Source organism: Streptomyces termitum, assembly GCF_014650175.1.
Lineage (GTDB): Bacteria > Actinomycetota > Actinomycetes > Streptomycetales > Streptomycetaceae > Streptomyces > Streptomyces termitum.
Genome location: NZ_BMUL01000003.1, coordinates 54,572 through 73,272 on the forward strand (window position 1 = coordinate 54,572; position 18,701 = coordinate 73,272).

General features: G+C 72.7%; 16 protein-coding genes. 6 read left to right on the forward strand and 10 right to left on the reverse strand.

Going from position 1 to position 18,701, the window contains the following annotated elements:
- The first annotated feature begins 325 nt into the window (after positions 1-325).
- Positions 326-2,563 (forward strand): transglycosylase domain-containing protein, encoded by a 2,238-nt coding sequence (locus IE219_RS06470; protein WP_189975585.1) that lies wholly within the window; start codon positions 326-328, stop codon positions 2,561-2,563.
- A gap of 72 nt (positions 2,564-2,635) precedes the next feature.
- On the opposite strand, the gene IE219_RS06475 is transcribed toward IE219_RS06470, so the two are convergent.
- The 3 genes from IE219_RS06475 to IE219_RS06485 all read right to left on the reverse strand — a co-directional run bounded on the left by IE219_RS06475 (position 2,636) and on the right by IE219_RS06485 (position 7,164).
- On the reverse strand, positions 2,636-4,549 hold the full coding sequence (locus IE219_RS06475) for an ATP-binding SpoIIE family protein phosphatase (protein ID WP_189975586.1): 1,914 nt from the start codon (positions 4,547-4,549) through the stop codon (positions 2,636-2,638).
- A gap of 299 nt (positions 4,550-4,848) precedes the next feature.
- A complete protein-coding gene (gene fomD / locus IE219_RS06480) occupies positions 4,849-5,523 on the reverse strand; it encodes a cytidylyl-2-hydroxypropylphosphonate hydrolase (RefSeq protein WP_189975587.1) in 675 nt (224 codons plus the stop codon).
- A 240-nt stretch (positions 5,524-5,763) separates the two neighbouring features.
- Positions 5,764-7,164, reverse strand: coding sequence for a class II fumarate hydratase (locus IE219_RS06485; protein WP_189975588.1), 1,401 nt, complete (start codon positions 7,162-7,164; stop codon positions 5,764-5,766).
- A gap of 103 nt (positions 7,165-7,267) precedes the next feature.
- On the opposite strand from IE219_RS06485, the gene IE219_RS06490 reads away from it, so the two are divergent.
- Complete coding sequence (locus tag IE219_RS06490) at positions 7,268-8,797, forward strand: ricin-type beta-trefoil lectin domain protein (protein WP_189975589.1); 1,530 nt, start codon at positions 7,268-7,270, stop codon at positions 8,795-8,797.
- 71 nt (positions 8,798-8,868) lie between these two features.
- Here the strand turns inward: IE219_RS06490 and IE219_RS06495 are convergent, their stop codons facing one another.
- On the reverse strand, positions 8,869-9,501 hold the full coding sequence (locus tag IE219_RS06495; protein WP_189975590.1) for a lipoprotein: 633 nt from the start codon (positions 9,499-9,501) through the stop codon (positions 8,869-8,871).
- Positions 9,502-9,603: 102 nt separating this feature from the next.
- On the opposite strand from IE219_RS06495, the gene IE219_RS06500 reads away from it, so the two are divergent.
- Positions 9,604-10,098, forward strand: a complete 495-nt coding sequence (locus IE219_RS06500; protein WP_189975591.1) for a hypothetical protein — start codon at positions 9,604-9,606, stop codon at positions 10,096-10,098.
- Between the two features lie 9 nt (positions 10,099-10,107).
- Here IE219_RS06500 and IE219_RS06505 read toward each other — a convergent pair whose 3' ends face one another.
- Both IE219_RS06505 and IE219_RS06510 read right to left on the reverse strand, forming a co-directional pair.
- The gene (locus IE219_RS06505) at positions 10,108-10,734 is read right to left on the reverse strand and encodes an HAD family acid phosphatase (RefSeq protein ID WP_189975592.1); all 627 of its coding nucleotides are present in this window, start codon (positions 10,732-10,734) and stop codon (positions 10,108-10,110) included.
- A gap of 171 nt (positions 10,735-10,905) precedes the next feature.
- A complete protein-coding gene (locus IE219_RS06510; RefSeq protein ID WP_189975593.1) occupies positions 10,906-12,579 on the reverse strand; it encodes a fumarate hydratase in 1,674 nt (557 codons plus the stop codon).
- Between the two features lie 504 nt (positions 12,580-13,083).
- Between IE219_RS06510 and IE219_RS06515 the strand changes: the two genes are divergently transcribed.
- Complete coding sequence (locus tag IE219_RS06515) at positions 13,084-13,788, forward strand: DUF1707 SHOCT-like domain-containing protein (RefSeq protein ID WP_373298793.1); 705 nt, start codon at positions 13,084-13,086, stop codon at positions 13,786-13,788.
- Positions 13,789-13,946: 158 nt separating this feature from the next.
- Positions 13,947-14,318, forward strand: coding sequence for a WhiB family transcriptional regulator (locus IE219_RS06520; RefSeq protein WP_189975594.1), 372 nt, complete (start codon positions 13,947-13,949; stop codon positions 14,316-14,318).
- A gap of 126 nt (positions 14,319-14,444) precedes the next feature.
- On the opposite strand, the gene glpX is transcribed toward IE219_RS06520, so the two are convergent.
- Positions 14,445-15,479 (reverse strand): class II fructose-bisphosphatase, encoded by a 1,035-nt coding sequence (gene glpX / locus IE219_RS06525; protein WP_189975595.1) that lies wholly within the window; start codon positions 15,477-15,479, stop codon positions 14,445-14,447.
- A gap of 125 nt (positions 15,480-15,604) precedes the next feature.
- Here glpX and IE219_RS06530 point away from each other — a divergent pair, with 125 nt between their 5' ends.
- Entirely contained in the window at positions 15,605-16,129 is a 525-nt protein-coding gene (locus IE219_RS06530) for a DUF4245 domain-containing protein (RefSeq protein ID WP_373298778.1), read from the forward strand.
- Positions 16,130-16,252: 123 nt separating this feature from the next.
- Here the strand turns inward: IE219_RS06530 and IE219_RS06535 are convergent, their stop codons facing one another.
- From IE219_RS06535 to xseA, 3 genes are all read right to left on the reverse strand, one after another.
- On the reverse strand, positions 16,253-16,843 hold the full coding sequence (locus tag IE219_RS06535; protein WP_189975597.1) for a malonic semialdehyde reductase: 591 nt from the start codon (positions 16,841-16,843) through the stop codon (positions 16,253-16,255).
- A 270-nt stretch (positions 16,844-17,113) separates the two neighbouring features.
- Entirely contained in the window at positions 17,114-17,344 is a 231-nt protein-coding gene (locus IE219_RS06540; protein WP_189975598.1) for an exodeoxyribonuclease VII small subunit, read from the reverse strand.
- Positions 17,345-17,409: 65 nt separating this feature from the next.
- A complete protein-coding gene (gene xseA, locus IE219_RS06545; protein WP_189975599.1) occupies positions 17,410-18,615 on the reverse strand; it encodes an exodeoxyribonuclease VII large subunit in 1,206 nt (401 codons plus the stop codon).
- Positions 18,616-18,701: the final 86 nt, after the last annotated feature.

Below are 18,701 nucleotides of genomic sequence, written 5' to 3' on the forward strand. Positions count from 1 at the left end.
CGGTCGGGGGAGGGTGCGGGCGCCGCGCGGACGGTCTCGTGGGCGACCTCGTGGACGACCCCCGGGCGCCCCTGCGGACGGCCTTGCGGTGGCCGGAAATCCACCCCGTCTCCCCGGCGGCTTCCTGAGCGGAATGGAACCTTCACGCAACCATCACGTCCGTCCGGACGTCGGTTCCCCTGGGAGTGGGTGCTGATTCTCACGTCCGGAAAAGGCGTGATCGGTTGCCCTATGTCCGCACTGTCGGTGTTAGCTTGCTGAGCTGATCCGGCGGCTCACCGGGCCGAGGGCGACCGGACACACGACGAGCGGAGCGACACGACACATGGGCGGACCGGACAAGGGCACGGCCAAGAAGCGCGGCTTCATACGCCGCCTCTTCACCTGGAAGAAGCTCCTGGGCACCTTCTTCGTCGTCTGCCTGCTCGCCATGGGCGGCCTGTACGCCGCCTACCTCATGGTCCCCGTCCCCACGGCCAACGCCGAGGCGACCATGCAGAGCAACATCTACAAGTACGCCGACGGGAAGATCCTCGCCCGCACCGGCGAGATCAACCGCGAGATCGTCGGCCTCGACAAGATCCCGCTCCCCGTCCAGCGCTCCTTCGTCGCCGCCGAGAACAAGACCTTCTACAAGGACAACGGCGTCGACATCAAGGGCACCACCCGCGCCGCCTGGAGCACCCTCACCGGCAAGGGCAAGCAGGGCGGCTCGACCATCACCCAGCAGTACGTCAAGAACTTCTACCTGAGCCAGGACCAGACGGCCACGCGGAAGCTCAAGGAGATGGTCATCGCCGTCAAGGTCGACCAGCGCATGTCGAAGGCCGACATCCTCGCGGGCTACATCAACACCAGCTACTACGGCCGCAGCGCCTACGGCATCCAGGCCGCCGCCCGCAGCTACTACGGCACCGACGCCTCCCGGCTCACCACCGCCCAGGGCGCCTACCTCGCCGCGCTGCTCCAGGCCCCCAACCAGTACGACTGGACCTCGGCCAACGCCACCGGCCGCAAGCTCGTCGAGCAGCGCTGGAACTACGTCCTCGACAACATGGTCGAGATGGGCTGGCTGCCCGCCGCCGAGCGCGCCGGCATGAAGTTCCCCGCCCCCCAGGCGCCCAAGCCGCTCCCCGGCATGGAGGGCCAGACCGGCTACATCGTCGAGGCCGCCAACCAGGAGCTGATGCGCCAGGGCGTCAGCGAGGAGGACATCAAGGCCGGCGGCTGGACCATCACCCTCACCATCGACCCGAAGAAGCAGAAGGCCCTCGTCGCCGCCGTCGACAAGAAGCTGGAGGCCAAGCTCGACCGCAAGGGCGACAAGAAGGACGCCGTCGTCCAGGCCGGCGCCACCTCCGTCGACCCGAAGACCGGCGCCGTCGTCGCGCTGTACGGCGGCGTCGGCGCCACCGAGCACTGGATGTCCAACGCCACCCGCCGCGACTTCCAGCCCGCCTCCACCTTCAAGCCGCTCGTCCTCGCCTCCGCGATCGACAACCGCTCCACCACCCAGGACGGCCGCGAGATCGGCCTGAACACGGTCTACGACGGCACCAGCAAGCGGAAGGTCGTCGGCAGCACGATCCCCTTCGACCCGGAGAACGAGGACGACCGGTCGTACGGCTCCGTCACCGTCCAGCGGGCCACCAACAGCTCGATCAACTCGGTCTACGCCCAGATGATCGTCGACGTCGGCTTCTCCGAGACCAAGAGGACCGCCCTCGCCCTCGGTATGAAGGACGGCAAGGACTTCGTCGAGTCGCCCGCCATGTCCCTCGGCACCATGGGCGCCTCCACCCTCGACATGGCCGGCGTCTACGCCACCCTCGACAACCACGGCCGCAAGGTCACCCCGACGCTGGTGAAGAACGTCCAGCACCGCGACCGCACCGTGGAGACCGTCCGGCAGGACAGCAAGCAGGTCATCAGCCGCGAGGCCGCCGACACCACCACCCAGGCCATGATCGGCGTCGTCCGCAACGGCTCCGGCGCCGGCGCCGCCGGCGACTACGAGGCCGCCGGCAAGACCGGCACCTCCGAGAACAACCGCTCCGCCTGGTTCGTCGGCTACACGCCCGAACTCGTCACCGCGGTCGCCCTCTTCGGCGAGGACACCTCCGGCGAGATCGCCCAGCAGGTCACCCTCACCGACACCATCCAGCGCGGCCGCGCCAACGGCGGCGGCATCCCCGCCTCCATCTGGGGCGCCTACACCGAGCGCGCCCTGGAGGGCGGCTCCGACGCCTCCTTCGACCTGGAGACCGAGGGCGGCAGCGGCGCCGAACCGACCGCCACCGGCAGCACCACCCCCAGCCAGGAGCCCACCCGGGACGAGGACACCACGCCGCCGCCCACCAGCACGGCCACCGTCCCCACGCCCCCGGCCACCCCCACCGGCACCACCCCGCCCGAGCCCACCGGCGACACCGGCACCACCCCGCCGGAGCCCACCGACGAGCCCACCCGGGAGACCCCGCCGCCGACCACCGCCCAGCCGCCGAACCCCGACGGCAACGGCAACAACGGCAACGGCCCCGGCCGCACCCAGCAGCCCCGCTGACCCGCACCGCACACGGCGAAGGCCGGTCCCCCCACCCGGGAGGACCGGCCTTCGCCGTCGTACGGGACCGCCTCAGACGCGGGTCGGCAGCTCGAACCAGACGACCTTGCCGCCCGACAGCCGGGTCGCACCCCACCGCCGCGCCAGCCGGTTCACCAGGAACAGGCCGCGTCCGCCCTCGTCCGTCTCCCGCGCCCGCCGCTGCCGGGGCAGCTGCGGGGAGTCGTCGCCGACCTCGCAGCGCAGCACGTCGGTCTTGAGCAGCCGCAAGGTCACCGGCCGCTCCGCGTACCGCACCGCGTTGGTCACGACCTCGCTGATCAGCAGCTCGACCGAGTCCGTCAGCTCCTCCAGGCCCCAGCGGGCCAGCGCCCGCCGGGCCAGCCGCCGCGCCCGGCCCGGCGCCGCGTCCTCCGGTTCCAGGAACCAGTACGCCACGTCGCTCGGCGCGATCCCGTCGAAGCGGGCCGCGAGCAGCGCGATGTCGTCGTCCCGGTCACCGGGGCCCAGCATGTCGAGGACATCGTCGCACAGCGCCTCCAGCGGCGGCGCGTGGTCCGGGCCGGTCAGCTGGGCCGTCGCCGCGAGGCGCTCCCGCAGCTGCTCGATCCCGCTGGAGACGTCCCGCAGCCGGGACTCCACCAGGCCGTCGGTGTACAGCAGCAGCGTCGCACCGGCCGGGGCGTCCAGCTCGACCGCCTCGAAGTCGACCCCGCCGACGCCGATCGGGGCGCCCGCGGGCACCCGCAGCACCTCCGCCCGGCCGCCCAGGTGGAGCAGTATCGGCGGCGGATGGCCCGCGTTGGCGACCGTGATCCGGTGCGAGACCGGGTCGTAGACCGCGTACATGCAGGTCGCCATCCGGTTCTCGCCGAGCCGCTGCGCCTGCTCGTCGAGGTGGTGCAGCACCTCCTGCGGCGGCAGGTCGAGCCCGGCGAGGGTCTGCGCCGTGGTCCGCAGCTGGCCCATGATCGCGGCCGAGGTCATCGAGTGGCCCATGACGTCGCCCACCACCAGCGCCACCCGGCTGCCCGGCAGCGGGATCGCGTCGTACCAGTCGACGCCCACCCGCGCCGTCTCGGCCGCGGGCAGGTAGCGCGAGGCGAGTTTCACACCGGTCGGCTGGGGCAGCGAGTCCGGCAGCATGGTCCGCTGGAGCTCGTCCGCGATGTACGCCTCCCGGCCGTACAGCACCGCCTTGTCGATGCCGAGCGCGGTGTGGGTGGCCAGCTGGGCGGCGACCAGCAGGTCGTCGGCCTCGAAGGCGGTCCGCTCGCCCCGCCGCAGCAGCACCGCCGCGCCGATCACCCGGCGCCGGCCGCGCAGCGGGGCCAGTATCGCCCGCGTCCCGCCCGGCAGCGGATGCTCGGGGCCGAGCAGCTCGGCCAGGGCGGTGCGGGCCGCCGCGGAGTCGCCGAAGACCGGCCGGACCCCGCGGAGCACCTCGGAGAGCGCGCTGCCGGAGCGCACCTCGCACAGCTCGGCCGCCGGGGTCGGGTCGGGATCGGGTACGAGGACGAGCTCGTCGCCCTCCAGGTCGGGAGTTAACCGCAGCCGGTCCGTGCGCCGCAGCCGCAGTACGAACGGCGACACCGGCCGCTCGTCGCCCACCGGCAGCGGGTCGCGCAGGTAGACGAGGATCTCGTCGGAGAAGGCCGGCACGGTCGCCCGGCACAGGCCGAGGACGATCTCGTCCAGGTCGAGGCCGCGGGCGATCCGCCGGGTCGCGGCGCCGACGAACCGCAGCCGGTCGCCCTCGCGCCGCCCCGGCTGCTCCGCCACGCCGCCCGCGGAGGGGGCCTTCGGCGAGACCGCCACGGCGACCGCGGGCGCGCCCTGACCGGCCGCCGGCGGCGGGGGAGCGGGCTGTACGGGGATGTCGGAGGGCAGGCCGGCGGGCGCGGCCTCCTGGCGGGGTCGCGCCTGTTCCTGGGGCCGGTCGGCCAGCGGCCGCCGGCCTTCGTGGGAGGTGGGCTGCTCCGTCACGCGTGGGATTCCGTCCGTCCGGGCCGGTGGTGCGATGCACACGCTCTTCTCGCCGATGCCGCGCCTTCGGCGGGGCTAAACCCCCCGGGCGGGATGGATGCGGACGATCCGCGCACGGCGGCGGGCGCGGGGGGCGCGCCGCCCGGACACAGCTCCGGCACTGCTCTCCCCCTCATCGACGACGTGCGGTGACGTGCGGTCAGTTGCTGTGCGGGTTCTTCTGCTGACGTGGCGTCCGCCCGGTGTCGGCCGCGCGGAGGACGATCCTACGTTTGGACCCCGGGGGTGCATCAAGGGTCTCATGACCCCAGGGGCGCGGGAGTGCGGTCCCAGTCCGCCGGAAGCACCGGAACGGACCAGTCCGGTTCGGGCCGCCACTCCTCCCAGCCGTCCCGGAAGGGCTGCCCCCACTCCTCCACCAGTGCGACGGCGGCGGCCCCGGCGGCCCGCACGCGGGCGGCGAGGGCGGGGTCCATCAGACCGGCCCGCTGGGCCTGGGCGAACTCGTCCTCGTCCCGCCACAGCCAGCTGTGGTCGGGGTAGACGGAGATGTCGAGGAAGTGGTCCTCGGAGTCGACGCCGCCGGACCACCGCCGGCGCGGCTCCTCCAGGTTCACGTACCAGCTGCGGAAGCGCCAGCCGCGCTCCCAGAAGAGCCAGACGGACCACGGGTCGGCGGGCCGGGCCAGCTTGAGGACGCCGCTGCCGGCCCACCGGGCCCGCTCGGTGGTGCGGGGCGCGGTGTAGCGGGTGGCGAGCGGCTCGTCGTGGACGGAGGTGCCGTCGGCGAGGACCGGCCGCACGCACTCGGTGCCGGGCGCCATCCAGACGGCGAGCAGCTCGGGCGTGTCGCGGACCACGGTCACCGGACGGCAGATGTGCACCGCGTCGGTGCCCACGCCACGGTAGCGCCAGAGGATGTGCTCCCCCGGCGCCCAGTGCTGGATGTGGCCCGAACCGTCCGATCCCGTCATGGGCAGATCTTAGGCCGACCGGCACATGGGGGGTGGGAGAAGGAGCGGGGCTGGGTGCGTGCGGCTGCAAGGCGGAGGACCGAGGCATGGCGGAGCCACGGTGAGGGACGACAACGCCGCAGATGCGCGTGCCCGGCCCCGCGACGCCGCCCCCCAGGTGCCGGCCGGCCTGAGGGGGCGCGCTCCCATCGGCGCTGCGACACGGGTCACGGATGAGTCACCTGTGGGGTACGGCTCCGTTCACGGCCGTGTCATCCGCAGGACGTCGAGGGCCTCGTCGAGCTGTTCGAGGGTGAGGTCGCCGCGCTCCACGTGCCCGGCCTCCAGGACGACCTCGCGGATGGTCTTGCGCTCGGCCAGCGACCGCTTGGCGATCCGGGCGGCCTCCTCGTAGCCGAGGTACCTGTTCAGGGGGGTGACGACGGAGGGGGAGGACTCGGCGTACTCGCGGGCCCGCTCGGCGTTGGCGGTGACGCCGTCGACGGTGCGGTCGGCGAGCAGCCGGGAGGCGTTGGCCAGGAGGCGTACGGACTCCAGGAGGTTTCTGGCCATGACCGGGATCATCACGTTGAGCTCGAAGTTCCCGGAGGCGCCGGCCGTCGCGACGGTGGTGTCGTTCCCGGTCACCTGGGCGGCGACCATGAGGACCGCCTCGGGGATCACCGGGTTCACCTTGCCCGGCATGATCGAGGAGCCGGGCTGGAGGTCGGGGAGGTTGATCTCGGCCAGGCCGGTGCGGGGGCCGCTGGCCATCCAGCGCAGATCGTTGGCGATCTTGGTGAGGGAGACGGCGACGGTCCTGAGCTGGCCGGAGGTCTCCACCAGGGCGTCGCGGGCGCCCTGGGCCTCGAAGTGGTCGCGGGCCTCGGTGAAGGGCAGGCCGGTGGCGCGGGCGACCTCGGCGATGACGGCGGCCGAGAAGCCGGGCGGGGTGTTGATGCCGGTGCCGACGGCGGTGCCGCCGAGCGGCAGTTCGGCGAGCCGGGGGAGGGCCGAGCGCAGCCGCTCGATCCCGTACCTGACCTGGGCCGCGTAGCCGCCGAACTCCTGGCCCAGGGTGACCGGGGTGGCGTCCATCAGATGCGTACGACCGGACTTCACGACCGACGCGAATTCGGCCGATTTTCGCTCCAGGGCGGCGGCCAGGTGGTCGAGGGCGGGGATCAGGTCGCGGGTGACGGCGGCGGTGGCCGCGATGTGCACGGAGGAGGGGAAGACGTCGTTGGACGACTGGGAGGCGTTCACGTGGTCGTTGGGGTGGACCGCGCGATCGGCGGGGAGCCGCTCGCCGGCGAGGGTGGCGAGGACCTCGTTGGTGTTCATGTTGGAGGAGGTGCCGGAGCCGGTCTGGAAGACGTCGACGGGGAACTGGTCGTCCCAGCGGCCCTCGGCGACCTCCTCGGCGGCGGCCTCGATCGCCTCGGCCCGGTCCCGGTCGAGGACGCCGAGCCCGGCGTTGACCCGGGCGGCGGCGGCCTTGATCCGGGCCAGCGCCTCGATGTGGGCGCGCTCCAGGCGTACGCCGCTGACCGGGAAGTTCTCCACGGCCCGCTGGGTCTGGGCGCGCCACTTGGCGCGGGCGGGGACCCGGACCTCGCCCATCGAGTCGTGTTCGGTGCGGTAGCCGTCGGCGTCGTTCATGGTGAACCTCCTGAAAAAGATGAGCACTTGTCTTGTTCGATGTATTCCCAAGGCGCGTACCGGCCAGTAAAAACCGTGGGTAACCCCACTTCCAGGAGGCGCAGTGACGCGCACCAGGTACAGACTCCGGTGGCCCATCGCCGCCGTCGCCGCGGCAGCCGCCGCACTCGGCACCATGACCGCCGCCGCCCCCGCGGGCGCGGCCGGAACCGGGACGACGGCCGCCGTCGCCTCCGTCCCCCTTCCCCCCGCCCTGGAGAGCATCCGGGCGGCCGAGGCCACCAGGATCTACGGCAGCCCCGAGGAGCGCCCCCTCGACCAGCGCAAGACCGGCCTGATCTCGCTGGGCGACAGCGAGATCTCCGGCGAGGGCGTCGGCACCTACGAGTCCCCCACGAACGGCCCCAGCAACTGGTGCCACCGCTCGCCGGACGCCGCCATCCACCGCACCGGCATCCCCGCCGACCTCACCTTCAACGTCGCCTGCTCCGGCGCCTACACCGGGAACATCCGGATCGGCGGCTCCAAGCAGTACGCCGACGAACTGGTCCAGAGCGACAGCCTCGCCATCAAGGCCCGCAACACCCGCATCAAGATGGTGCTGCTCGTCGCCGGGGCCAACGACGACCTCCAGTTCGGTCCCGTCATGACCGACTGCGTCACCCGCTACGTGCTCAGCCAGGGCACCTGCGAGCCCAAGTACGCCCCCGGCTGGCAGGCCCGCGTCGACGGCCTGGTGCCCAAGGTCGAGCAGACCGTCCGCGACCTCAAGACCGTCATGCGCGACGCGGGCTACGCCGACGGCGACTACAAGCTCGTCGTCATGGGCTACCCCAGCCCCATCGGCCCCGACTTCAACGACAACCCGAACTTCCCGGGCAAGCTGATCTGCGGCGGCATGGGCTACGACTCCGACACCAAGTGGGGCCGCAACACCGCCGTCCCGGCCTTCGAGCGCGGCATGCGTAAGGTCGCCGCCTCCACCGGCGCCGTCTACCTCGACAACTCGCGGCTCTTCCAGGGCCACGAGGTGTGCATGGAGGACACCTGGGCCCGGGGCCTCTTCATCGACCTCTCCAAGCCCGGCGGGATCGACGAGAACACCACCCGCCAGTCCTTCCACCCCAACAAGAGCGGCCACGCCGCCTTCGCCTCCTGCCTGACCCAGCTCTACGGCTCCGGCCTGCGCGAGGCGAGCTGCGCCGACGTCAACTCCTCCGGCACGCCGACCCTCTTCCCGGTCGCCTGGGACGACGTCTACCGGCCGCTGCGCAACGAGGCCACCGGCAACTGCCTGGACGTCAACGCCTCCGAGTCCGCCAACGGCACCGCCGTCCTCGGCTGGGACTGCCACGGCGGCCGCAACCAGGGCTGGTGGTACGACTCCGCCCGGCAGACGGTCCACACCGAACTGACCCAGGACCGCTGCCTCGACGTGCCCGGCGCCGTCTACCAGGCGGGCAAGGCGCTCATCATCTGGAACTGCGGCGGCGCCGCCAACCAGAAGTTCGTCCGCGACGGCGCCACCCTCCGGCCCGCCGCCGCCACCGGCCTCTGCCTCACGCAGGGCGCCGCGAAGGAGCCGGTCCGGCTCCAGACCTGCAACGGCTCCGCGAACCAGAAGTTCGCCTAGCCGCCGGGTCCCAGGACGCCGTGGCCCCCCGTCCGGTGCGGGACGGGGGGCCACGGCCTTTTCCGTACGGTTCAGCTGGCCTTCAGGGTCGACCTCGCCAGCTCGTACGCGGCGACCACCCGGTCCTCCTCCGCGTCCACGCCGTCGAGTTGCACGACGACCACGCCCTCGCCGGTCCCCGTCGCGAAGGCCCGCCCGTCGTACCACTCCTCCAGGAGTTCGCTGTACGCGGAGTAGCGGGCCTCCACGACGGGCACGCCGCCCACCGCCGCCTCCGTCAGGGCGAGCCCCTTGTTCTTCTCGGTCTTCACGAAGGCGTCAAGCGCGGCCCGGGCCGGGCCCTTCGGCGCCTTCCACACCCGCAGGAAGGCGGTGTCGCCGGACTTCCGCGCCTTCACCTCGCAGGTGAGCAGGGCCGGGCCCCGCTTCACCAGCGCGGCGAGTTCGGCGTCGACCGACACCGGCTCCCACTTCTCCGCGAGGGAGAAGGAGACGGGCAGCGGGCAGGCACTCCCCGGGCCGCCGACCGACCCGGCGGCCTTCGCGGCCGGGGCGGACGGCGTGGCCGGGGTGGCCGGAACGGCCTGGGAGGAGGGCGCGGCGGACGGGGCGGCGTCCGGTTCCGGGGCCGTACCGCAGGCGGCGGCGGTCAGCAGGACCGAGGCGAGCAGGGCGGTACGCGGGAAAGGGGCTCTGACGGGCATGTCCCCATCATTCCCGACGGCGTGCGCCACCCGGACGGCGGCAGCACCATGGAAGGACGGCCCGGAGGGGGAGGAACCCGACCCCGCCCAGGGAGGCAGTCCATGACCCGGAGCTCCAGGAGGATCGGCGCCCTCGGCGCCGCGACGGTGGCCGCCGTCGCCTTCGCCACCGTCGCACCGGCCGCCGCCGCGCCCGCCGCCGACGGATTCGAGTTCACGCTCTACGCCAAGGAGGTCCCCGGCGGCGGGGGAGGCCCCGGCGCGCAGCCGAAGCCCGGCGACTCCTTCGCCTTCGCCGACGACCTCTTCCGCACCAAGGGCGGCGACAAGGCCGGCCGGGACGGCGTCAGCTGCACCGTGGTCCGCGCCGGAGACCCGGTGGACGTGCTCTGCGTCGGCACCTTCGTCCTGAACGGCGGTCCCGGCGGCCAGCTCACCGCGCAGACGCTGCTCACCGCCGACCCCTCGAACGAGGCCCAGGCCGCGTTCGACATCGCGGTCACCGGCGGCACCGGCGACTTCAAGGACGCCCGCGGCTGGATCCGTTCGACCCCGGACGGGGACTACTCCCGGATGGAGTTCCACCTCACCCGCTGAGGGGCGGGATCAGGACAGCTTGCCGTAGTCCGGCAGCTTGAAGGCGCGCTCGGCGTGACCGCCGACGATGTCGGTCGTGTTGTTCCCGATGTTCGCGATGATCGTGTAGCCCTTGGCCTCGATCTCGGCGCGCTTCTCCGTCTTGTAGGCGCTGACCTCGGCGAAGAGGTCCGGCAGCGAGCGCACGTACAGCCCGTCCACCGGGTAGCCGACCTTCTTCAGGTTCCATTCGGTGAGGGAGTGGATGATCCCCGGGCGGGCGGTCACGAAGAAGACCGCCACCCCGCGCGCGTGCGCGTCGTCCACCAGCGTGCGGATCTCCGGGATGGCCGGGGTCGGCAGCTCCCAGAAGGGGTGGAAGTCGGTCTCCAGGGAGCTGTTGTCGATGTCGAGGACGATCGCCTGCTTCTCGCCGCCGGCGTTCCCGGCGCGCTCCTCGATGTACGGGCGGGCCTGCGCGACCACGGCGGCCACGTCCGCCCGCCAGGTCCGGTAGTCGACGCCCTGGACGGCGGCGGTGGAGGCGAGGTGGGTGTCCGGATCGGCGGCGGCCGCGGTGGGCGCGGCCCCGAGGACGAGCAGCGCCGTCAGGCCGAGGGCGGCGGTGGCCGTCGTGGTGGTCCGGGCAGAGGGCATGGGGGGCTCCCGAGGGGTCGACCGTCTCAGTGGTTGACATGCTCGCGACCCATACTGACCAGTAAGTGTCCAGCCGGCTACCGATCGGTAGCCACTTTCGGAGCGGAACATGACGGCGCCCCCGACCCGCGGGGAGCGGACCGGGGGCGCCGGACGGCCCCGGGGCGGGGGCTACGAGAGCTGTGAGCCCTGGCGGACCGGGATGTGGGTGAACGTCGGCTCGGGTGCCGGGTTCTGGAAGAAGTCGTTGCCCTTGTCGTCGACGACGACGAAGGCCGGGAAGTCCTCGACCTCGATCTTCCAGACGGCCTCCATGCCGTCCTCCTCGTTGTCCAGGACCTCGATCTTCTTGATGCAGTCCTGGGCGAGGCGGGCGGCCGGGCCGCCGATGGAGCCGAGGTAGAAGCCGCCGTGGGTGCCGCACGCGTCGGTGACCTGCTGCGAGCGGTTGCCCTTGGCGAGCATCACCATCGAGCCGCCCGCCGCCTGGAACTGCTCCACGTAGCTGTCCATCCGGCCGGCCGTCGTCGGGCCGAAGGAACCGGAGGCGTACCCCTCGGGGGTCTTCGCCGGACCCGCGTAGTAGACCGGGTGGTCCTTCAGGTACTGCGGCATCTCCTCGCCTGCGTCGAGCCGCGCCTTGATCTTCGCGTGCGCGATGTCACGGGCGACGACCAGCGGGCCGGTCAGCGAGAGCCGGGTCTTCACCGGGTACTTCGTCAGCTCGGCCAGGACCGCGTCCATCGGCTGGTTGAGGTCGATCTTCACCACGTCGCCGTCGGCGGCGAGGTGCTCGTCCGTCGTCTCCGGCAGGAAGCGCGCCGGGTCGGTCTCCAGCTGCTCCAGGAAGACGCCCTCGGCGGTGATCTTCGCGACGGCCTGGCGGTCGGCCGAGCAGGAGACGGCGATCGCGACGGGCAGCGAGGCGCCGTGCCGGGGGAGGCGGACCACGCGCACGTCGTGGCAGAAGTACTTGCCGCCGAACTGCGCGCCGATGCCGATCTTCTGCGTCAGCTCGAAGACCTTCTCCTCCAGCTCCTTGTCGCGGAAGCCGTGGCCGGTCTTCGGGTCGCCCTCGGTGGGCAGCTCGTCCAGGTAGTGCGCGGAGGCGTACTTCGCGGTCTTCAGCGCGAACTCGGCGGAGGTGCCGCCGACGACGATCGCCAGGTGGTACGGCGGGCAGGCCGCCGTGCCGAGCGAGCGGATCTTCTCCTCCAGGAACTTCATCATGGACGCCTCGTTGAGGACGGCCTTCGTCTCCTGGTAGAGGAAGGACTTGTTGGCGGAACCGCCGCCCTTGGCCATGAAGAGGAACTTGTACGCGCCGCCGTCGGTGGCGTACAGCTCGATCTGCGCGGGCAGGTTCGAGCCGGTGTTCTTCTCCTCCCACATGGTCACCGGGGCCATCTGCGAGTACCGCAGGTTCAGCTTGGTGTACGCGTCGTAGACGCCCTTGGAGAGGGCCTCCTCGTCGCGGCCGGAGGTCAGCACGTTCTGCCCGCGCTTGCCCATGACGATCGCGGTGCCGGTGTCCTGGCACATGGGCAGCACGCCGGCGGCGGCGATGTTCGCGTTCTTCAGCAGGTCGAGCGCCACGAACTTGTCGTTGCCCGACGCCTCCGGGTCGTCGATGATCCGCCGCAGCTGGGCCAGGTGGGCCGGGCGCAGGTAGTGCTGGATGTCGTGGATCGCCTCGGCGGCCAGCTCGCGCAGCGCCTCGGGCTCCACCTTGAGGAACGTACGGCCGTCGGCCTCGAAGGTCGAGACGCCCTCGGAGGTCACCAGGCGGTACGGCGTGGTGTCCTCTCCGACAGGGAGCAGATCGGAGTACGCAAACTCAGGCATGACGGCGGCCATTCCTCACTCGGCAGACGGCTGCGCGCCGCCTCCGTTGGCGGGCGCGCCCTCCAGCGTATGACGCGGCCGGGGCCCGGGTCCTGTGAGGTAAGGCTCACCAGGGCGCGGGAGGGGCCGGGCCGCCCCTTTCGGCCTGGCCGGATTCCCGTCCCCTAGGGGAGAGATGGGGGTCCGGGGAGCTGGTCGCGATCTATCGCGAGTGGCTAGGGTGGACCCGTGGACTTCGAGAAGCAGCCCGACCCCGCGCAGCAGCCCGCCCCCTCCGACGACGGGGCTCGCCCGACCGGCGCCGACGCCCGAGCCGGTGCCGAGGCCGGTGCCGTCGCCGACGGCCGGGAGGCCGCCGTGTCCGGCGCCGAGACTCCGAAGTCCTCCGTACGGCCCGGGGCCGCCACCCCCGAGACCCCGGCCGCGCCCGCCGCTCCCGAGCCGCCCGCCGCCCCGGCCGCACCCGTCGCCCCCGAGGCCCCGGCCGCGCCCGAGCCGCCCGCCGTGCCGGAGGCTCCGGTCGCGCCCAGCCTGGTCAAGGCTCCCGCCGCTCCCGCGCCCGTCGCCTACGCCGATCCGCAGGGGGGCCTGCGGGCGTCCGACGCGGACCGGGACCGGGTGGCCGACATCCTCGCCGAGGCGCTGGCGCAGGGCCGGCTCGACGTGGAGGAGCACGCGGAGCGCGTGGAGGCCGTCTACCGGGCCAAGACGGTGGGCGAGCTGGAGCCGGTCGTGCGGGACCTCCCGGAGGCCGGGAAGGCGGCCCCGCGCCCCGACGCGGCCCCGACCGCCTACACGTACGGCCCCGAGGACGCCGAGGGGAACGCGGACCAGCTCCTCGCGGTCTTCTCCAGCACCACCCGCAAGGGCCGCTGGCGGGTCGCCTCCCGCACCAACGCCTTCGCGATCTTCGGGAACATCGAGATCGACCTCACCGAGGCGATCTTCGCCCAGCCCCTCACCACCATCAACGCCACCTCGATCTTCGGGAACGTGGAGATTCGCGTCCCCGAGAACATCAGCCTGCGCGGCAGCGGCAGCGGCATCTTCGGGAACTTCGAGGTGAAGACCCTGGAGGGGGTCGACCCGCAGGCCCCGCTGGTGGTCGTCAACGGCTACTCGGTGTTCGGGAACGTGGAGGCCCGCCCCAAGCGCGGCAAGTGGGTCGCCGACCTCCAGAACCGGGTCCGCAAGCACCTCGGCCACTGAACCGTCCGGCCGTCGGATATCGGCCAGGAGGGCGACCGGAATGCGTCGCCGGGACTCCGGACTCCGGATGCGGGCGGTACGCAGTGCATAGGCGCGCGCACAGCGGGTAGGGCTGCTGCATCGCTGCTCGCTCGCGAAGCCGTCGTCAGGAGTAGACCGTGCTGCATCCGCCGCATCAGCCCCTCCCGGTAGCCGTCGTGCCGCCCCAGCGTGCTCCCGCCCGGGAGGACGAGGCCGGCCCATGGCACGCGGAGGCGGTGTGCCGTCGGGACGAGGCCGGGCTCTTCTTCGCCCCCTCCAAGGAGCCGACCGCCGCCCGGCTCGCCCGCGAGGAGGCCGCCAAGCGGGTCTGTGCCCGCTGTCCCGTGATGGTCGACTGCCGGGAGCACGCGCTGCTCCAGCCGGAGCCGTACGGCGTGTGGGGCGGGCTGACCGCCGCCGAGCGCCGCGTGGTGCTGGCCCGGCGCCGGCGCCGCGAGGTCGAACTGCGCAAGTCGTCCGCCACGGAGCGGATCGCCCGGGCCGGCTGACCGACGCGCGCCGGCCGGTCCCGGGGGACCGGGGTCCGGGGCGCGTACGGGAAGGGGCGCCCCCACCGCACATGGGGGCGCCCCTCTTCGTACCGTCGTCGCGCTCCGCCCGGCCGGGCGGCCGGGTCAGTTCGCCCGGTCGAAGTCGATCTTGCTGTAGGCGCGCAGCTTCGCGAGCCGGTGGGTGGAGTCGATCTGGCGGATCGTGCCCGACTTCGAGCGCATGACCAGCGACTGGGTGGTCGCGGTCTCGGAGCGGTAGCGCACGCCGCGCAGCAGCTCGCCGTCGGTGATGCCGGTGGCGACGAAGAAGACGTTGTCGCCGCTGACCAGGTCGTCGGTGGTGAGGACCCGGCTCAGGTCGTGGCCCGCGTCCAGGGCCTTCTGGCGCTCCGCGTCGTCCTTCGGCCACAGCTTGCCCTGGATGACACCGCCCAGGCACTTGATGGCGCAGGCCGAGATGATGCCCTCGGGGGTGCCGCCGACGCCCATCAGCAGGTCGACGCCGGTGCCCTCGCGGGCGGCCATGATCGAGCCGGCCACGTCGCCGTCGGAGATGAACTTGATGCGGGCGCCGGTCTCGCGGATCTCCCGGACGATGCCCTCGTGGCGGGGGCGGTCCAGGATGACCACGGTGACGTCCTCGGGCGTCATGCCCTTGGCCTTGGCGACCCGGCGGATGTTGACCGAGGCGGGCGCGTTGATGTCGACGAAGTCGGCGGCCTCGGGGCCGGTGACCAGCTTGTCCATGTAGAAGACCGCGGACGGGTCGAACATGGCGCCGCGGTCGGCGGCGGCGAGCACGGCGATGGCGTTCGGCATGCCCTTGGCGTTCAGGGTGGTGCCGTCGATCGGGTCCACGGCGATGTCGACCTCGGCGCCGGTGCCGTCGCCGACCCGCTCGCCGTTGAACAGCATCGGCGCCTCGTCCTTCTCGCCCTCGCCGATGACGACGACGCCGTTCATCGAGACGGTGGAGATCAGGGTGCGCATGGCGTTGACCGCCGCGCCGTCCGCGCCGATCTTGTCGCCGCGGCCGACCCAGCGGCCGGCGGCCATGGCGGCGGCCTCGGTCACCCGCACGAGTTCCAGGGCCAGGTTGCGGTCGGGGGCTTCGGGAGAGACCACGAGCTCGGGGGGGAGGTGGTGGTGCTCGGTCATCGGAGCGCACCTTTCTGTACGACGACGGCCGGATAAAAGAGGGTGATGTGACTCTATCGCCAGGTCGACAAAATGAGCAGAGGGGCCCACGTATGAGCGCCGGACCGTGATGCGACCATATGGACGTGGCAGCTAAGCGAGGCAGGCAGACGGTACGCGGGATGTTCCAGTCCCTCGGGGTGATCATGGTCGCCGCGGGGGTCATGTATCTCTTCATCCCGCACGACGAGAACGCGGAGCCGGTCAAGGCGAAGGACTACCGGGTCGAGCTGATCACGGCCCAGCGGGCGGCGCCGTACCCGGTGCTCGCCCCCGAGGGCCTGGGCGAGGGCTGGAAGGCGACGGTCGTCTCGTACCGCCGCGACCAGGCCGACGCCTGGCAGCTCGGCTTCCTCTCCCCGGCCCAGGAGTACGTGGCCGTCCACCAGTCGACCGCCGCGCCGAAGACCTATGTGCCGAAGGTCACGCGGCAGGCGAAGGACTCCGGGAAGACGGAGACGGTCGACGGACAGGTCTGGCAGCGCTGGGAGGGCCCCAAGTACGACGCCCTGGTGCGGACCGAGAACGGCGCGACGACCGTCGTCACCGGCACCGCCCCCTTCGCGCGGCTCGCGGAGATGGCGGGCGCGCTCCGGTCCGAGACCGCCTGACGGGACCGCGCCGGTCCGGTGCCCGGGAGGGCGCCGGACCCGGGACGCGGCGAAGCCCCCGGTGCCGGGCACCGGGGGCTTCGCCGCGTGTCACGTCCGTCGGGTCCGCCGGGACCGTCCGGGTCAGACCGTGGTGATGACCTCGTCGAGGGAGAGGCGCGGGGAGCGCGGGAACCAGGCGTCCTCGCCCGGCTTGCCGATGTTGACGACCATCAGCGGGGTGTGGTCGGCGTCCAGGAACTCCTTCTGGAGGCCGGCGAAGTCGAGACCGGTCATCGGGCCGGCGGCCAGGCCGGCGGCGCGGACGCCCACGATGAAGTACGCGGCCTGGAGGGCGGCGTTCAGCAGGGCGGACTGCTCGCGGACCGGACGCTCCGAGAAGAACATGTCCTTGGCCTGCGGGAAGTGCGGCAGCAGGGCCGGGATCTCCTCGTGGAACTCGTTGTCCGCGGAGAGGATCGCGACGAGCGGCGCGGTGCGGGTCTTGGCCTGGTTGCCCTCGGCCATGTGCTGCACGAGGCGCTCGCGGGCCTCCTCGGAGCGGACCAGGGTGATGCGCAGCGGGCTCTGGTTGAAGGCGGTCGGGCCGAACTTCACCAGGTCGTAGATCGCCTGGACCTGCTCGTCGGTCACCGGCTCGTCGGTGAACGTGTTGGCGGTGCGGGCCTCGCGGAAGAGGAGGTCCTGGGCGGCGGGGTCGAGAACGAGGGACATGCTGCGTACCTTCCGGACTGCAAGAGGGCCGCCCGGCGGGGAGTGCGGGCGATGTCTCGACAGTACGCCCAAGATTGGTGAAAGTTCAACTATCCGATCCGGATAGTGATCCGCTTCACTTCGGTGAGTCTACGGGAACCCGGCGCCGCCCGGGAGCCGGTTCCGGCATCCGCCCGAGAGCCCGCTCCCGCCCGCCGCACGGGCTCGCCGTTCCCTCCGTACGGCCCGCCCTCCGCGTGCGTCCGCGTCCTCCTCCCGCCCTCCCGCGCCTCACTCCTCCCCGGCGCCGTCCTCCTGGGCCGCGAGGGAGGCGTCGAGGCGGGCCCGGGCCCCCTCCAGCCGGCGCCGGCAGACCTTCGCCAGCTCCTCGCCCCGCTCCCAGAGCGCCAGGGACTCCTCCAGGGTCGTCCCGCCGGCCTCCAGCCGCCGGACCACCTCGACCAGCTCGTCCCGCGCCTGCTCGTAGCCGAGCGCCGCCGTCGTCTCCGTACCGTCCGCCATCGCGGTCCTCTCTCCTTCTCCGGGTCCGCTTCCCGGACCCCGTCACCCTGCCGTACCGGTCCGTACTACGCGCGCCGCACCGTGAACTCGCCCTCGGCCACCCGGGCCCGCAGCTCCTCGTCCGCCGCGACCTCCCCGGGGGACCGGACCACCGCCCCGTCCGCCCGCTGGAGCACCGCGTACCCCCGCTCCAGCGTCGCCGCCGGGGAGAGCGCCCGCACCCGGGCCCGCGTGTGCGACAGCTCCGAGTCCGCCCGGTCCAGCAGGTGCCCCAGCACCCGGCGGCTGCGCGCGAGGAGCGCGTCCAGCTCCTCCTCGCGGGCCTCCACCATCCGCAGCGGGCGCTCCATGACCGGCCGGGCCAGCGCCTGTGCCAGACCGCGCTCCTCGCGGTCCAGGAGCCCCCGGACCGTCCGCAGCGCCCGGTCCCGGAGGCCGTACACCCGCTCCAGCTCCTCGCCCACGTCGGGGACGATCTTCTTGGCCGCGTCCGTCGGCGTCGAGGCCCGCAGGTCGGCCACCAGGTCGAGCAGCGGGGAGTCCGGCTCGTGCCCGATCGCGGAGACCACCGGCGTCCGGCACGCGGCCACCGCCCGCACCAGCTCCTCGTCCGAGAACGGCAGCAGGTCCTCGACGCTGCCGCCGCCCCGGGCCACCACGATCACGTCCACCTCCGGGTGCGCGTCCAGCTCCCGGACCGCCCCGACGACCTGCGGCACCGCCTTCACGCCCTGCACCGCCACGTTCCGCACCTCGAAGCGGACGGCGGGCCAGCGGCGCCGCGCGTTCTCCAGGACGTCCCGCTCGGCGGCCGAGGCCCGGCCGCAGACCAGGCCGATCAGCTGGGGCAGGAACGGCAGCGGTCTCTTCCGGTCGAGGGCGAACAGCCCCTCGCCCGCCAGCGTCCGCTTCAGCTGCTCCAGCCGGGCCAGCAGCTCGCCGATCCCGACCGGCTTGATCTCGGCGGCCCGCAGCGACAGCTGCCCCCGGGGCCCGTACCACTCCGGTTTCGCGTGCACGACGACCCGGGCGCCCTCGGAGACGACGTCCGCCACCGCGTCGAAGACCTGCCGGTAGCAGGTCACGGAGAGGGAGACGTCGTGCGAGGGATCGCGCAGGGTCAGGAAGACCACCCCGGCGCCGGGGCGCCGCGAGAGCTGCGTGATCTGCCCCTCGACCCAGATCGCCCCCAGCCGGTCGATCCACCCCCCGATCATCCGGGAGACCTCACCGACGGGAAGCGGTGCTTCGGCGGACGTAGTCAGAGCCATGCACCGAGCGTAACGGCGCCCTCCGACAACGTCATCGGTACGAAGGGGACGGCGCCCGCCGCCGAAGGCCCCCCGCCCGCACCGCC

Bases quoted from the DNA above. Each gene is read 5' to 3' on its own strand.
- IE219_RS06470 (WP_189975585.1), top strand. From the start codon at position 326: ATGGGCGGACCGGACAAGGGCACGGCCAAGAAGCGCGGCTTCATACGC.
- fomD (WP_189975587.1), bottom strand. From the start codon at position 5,523: ATGACGGGATCGGACGGTTCGGGCCACATCCAGCACTGGGCGCCGGGG.
- IE219_RS06485 (WP_189975588.1), bottom strand. From the start codon at position 7,164: ATGAACGACGCCGACGGCTACCGCACCGAACACGACTCGATGGGCGAG.
- IE219_RS06495 (WP_189975590.1), bottom strand. From the start codon at position 9,501: ATGCCCGTCAGAGCCCCTTTCCCGCGTACCGCCCTGCTCGCCTCGGTC.
- IE219_RS06500 (WP_189975591.1), top strand. From the start codon at position 9,604: ATGACCCGGAGCTCCAGGAGGATCGGCGCCCTCGGCGCCGCGACGGTG.
- IE219_RS06505 (WP_189975592.1), bottom strand. From the start codon at position 10,734: ATGCCCTCTGCCCGGACCACCACGACGGCCACCGCCGCCCTCGGCCTG.
- IE219_RS06510 (WP_189975593.1), bottom strand. From the start codon at position 12,579: ATGCCTGAGTTTGCGTACTCCGATCTGCTCCCTGTCGGAGAGGACACC.
- glpX (WP_189975595.1), bottom strand. From the start codon at position 15,479: ATGACCGAGCACCACCACCTCCCCCCCGAGCTCGTGGTCTCTCCCGAA.
- IE219_RS06535 (WP_189975597.1), bottom strand. From the start codon at position 16,843: ATGTCCCTCGTTCTCGACCCCGCCGCCCAGGACCTCCTCTTCCGCGAG.
- IE219_RS06540 (WP_189975598.1), bottom strand. From the start codon at position 17,344: ATGGCGGACGGTACGGAGACGACGGCGGCGCTCGGCTACGAGCAGGCG.
- xseA (WP_189975599.1), bottom strand. From the start codon at position 18,615: ATGGCTCTGACTACGTCCGCCGAAGCACCGCTTCCCGTCGGTGAGGTC.